The 2198-nt window shown below is 73.8% G+C and carries 2 protein-coding genes; one reads left to right on the top strand and one right to left on the bottom strand.

The genetic code is table 11. From position 1 onward, the window contains the following. Positions 1–332: 332 nt before the first annotated feature. The gene (locus MXD60_RS17810) at positions 333–1163 is read left to right on the top strand and encodes a bifunctional 5,10-methylenetetrahydrofolate dehydrogenase/5,10-methenyltetrahydrofolate cyclohydrolase (RefSeq protein WP_248820438.1); all 831 of its coding nucleotides are present in this window, start codon (positions 333–335) and stop codon (positions 1161–1163) included. 35 nt (positions 1164–1198) lie between these two features. Here MXD60_RS17810 and MXD60_RS30385 read toward each other — a convergent pair. Continuing rightward, positions 1199–2198, bottom strand: a 1000-nt coding sequence (locus MXD60_RS30385; protein ID WP_283098557.1) for a GGDEF domain-containing protein, incomplete at its 5' end; no start/stop codon positions are given.

Raw genomic sequence — 2198 nt, 5'->3', positions numbered from 1 at the left:
CCGACGACGGAGACGCGAACGCCACCGAACCACCAGGATCAGCAGGAAAGACCGGGACTGTCACCGTCCGTGGCCGTCGTTGCGTAACCGTGGGCATCCAGCCTGCTCGGGCTGGCCACATAGCCCGCCACGGGTACCTCGGCATGGGTACGCGCTGACGTCGGCTTGCTACGGTACGAACAGGCCTGCGACCGGGCCCCGCCAGCTCCGCATTTACGATCGCGCACCGGGGTAGGCAGCGGCCACCACGCCCGACGCGGCTGGCCGGCACGGCTGGCGCGGCGACAGATCCAGGCACAACAGATTCCACGCACAGCAGAGCGGAGGGCCGCATGAGGTTGCTCGACGGGCGGTCCATGGCCGCCGAGATCGGCCGCTACGTGATCGACGAGGCCGAGCGGCTGATGGTCGCCGGCCACACACCGACGCTGGCCGTGGTCCTGCCGGGCACGGACCCGGCCGCCCGCTCCTACACGCACATCATCGAACGGACCGCCGGCAAGGTCGGGGTGCGCTGCGAAGCGCGCCAGCCGGCGGGCGGCCCGGCCGCGCTGCTCGACCTGGTCGACGCGCTGGCGGCGGACCCCCTGGTCGACGGGATCATCGTGCAGACGCCGCTGCCGGCGGGCCTGAGCTCCCGCGAGGTCGGCGAGCACATCCCCGTCGAGAAGGACGTCGACGGGATGAACCCCGCGAGCCTCGGTCGGCTCGCCCTCGGCCTGCCGGGCTTCGCACCGGCCACCGCCGCCGCCGTGGTGGAGATCCTCACCCGCGCCGCCATCCCGATGGCCGGCGTCCGGGTGTGCGTCATCGGCCGCGGGCCGGTCGTCGGCAAGCCGGTGTCGCTGCTGCTGCTCGCCGAGGACGCGACCGTCACCATCTGCCATTCCCGCACCGCCGACCTGGTCACCGTCGCCCACGAGGCCGACATCATCGTCGCCGCGACGGGCCGGCCGGGGCTGGTCGGCGCCGGTTTCGTCCGGCCTGGCGCCACGGTCGTCGACGTCGGCACCGCGGTCACCGCGGCGGGCCAGGTCGGCGACGTCGACGTCGCGGCCATCGCCCCGGTCGCGGGCGCGCTGACGCCCGTGCCGGGCGGCGTCGGCCCGGTCACCACGATGCTGCTGCTACGCAACACGGTCCGGGCGGCCGAGCGCCGCTGAGGCGGTCCCGCGCCCGCGGCACCGGGGGCCGGGCGTCACGCCGGCGCGCACAGCGGATCGGCGAACGCGACGCGGTTGCGGCCGTCGGCCTTGGCGCTGTAAAGGGCGTTGTCGGCCCGGGCGAGCAGCGTGGCGAGATCGCTCGGCGGCCCGTGATGGGTGTGGGTGGCGACGCCGACGGAGACCGTGACCGACAGCGGCGGATGGCCGTCCAGCCGGCAGCGGGTGCGGGCGACCTGGCGCCGGATCTGCTCCGCGACGTCGAGCGCGTGTTCCCCGCCCACCTCGCTGAGCAGGACGACGAACTCCTCCCCGCCGAACCGACCGACGAGGTCCCGTGGCCTGGTCATCCCCCGCAGCGTGTCGGCCACGGCGAGCAGGATGACGTCGCCGACGAGATGGCCGAACCGGTCGTTGACCCGCTTGAAGTGGTCGATGTCGACGAGCAGCACCGACATCGGCCGCCGGGACCGGCCGACCCGGTCGAACTCGCGCTCGGCCACCTGCCGCCAGTAGGCGGGATTGGCGAGCCTGGTCTTCGCGTCGGACCGGGCGGCGTGCAGCAGGTCGGTGTGCACCAGGCTCCGTTGCAACGCCAGCATGGGCGGCGGCACCGCCAGCAGGAGCAGCGGGCTCGCGGCCCACAGCACCGCGACGATGACGGACGAGCAGAGCTCCGCGATCCGTACCGGCAGCGCCTCGTGGTGGTCCCGCCGGGCCTGCGCGCAGCGCCCGGCCCGCGTCGCGCCGGCGTCCACATCGTGGCCGGCACCGAGACCAGCATCGTGGCCGGCACCGGGTCCGGCACCGAGCACGCCACCGCCGGGCCCGCCCGGCCGCACCCCGGCGGCACAGGGCCCGATCGGGGTGTCGCCGGCGGTGCCGAACCAGGCGTCGAGGCCATCGTCGCGCCCGGCCCGGGTCATCCCGACGCCGGGCAGCGCGGCGATCACCGTGTACCTGTCTCTTATACACATCTCCGAGCCCACGAGACCTCTCAACATCTCGTATGGCGTGTTGTGGGTGAAAAAAAAA

Source organism: Frankia sp. AgB32 (assembly GCF_023243045.1).
Lineage (GTDB): Bacteria > Actinomycetota > Actinomycetes > Frankiales > Frankiaceae > Frankia.
This window is presented reverse-complemented; position numbering and strand designations above follow the sequence as displayed.

What these genes read in the sequence shown, in the direction of transcription:
- MXD60_RS17810 (WP_248820438.1), top strand. Translation starts at nt 333, where the DNA reads ATGAGGTTGCTCGACGGGCGGTCCATGGCCGCCGAGATCGGCCGCTAC.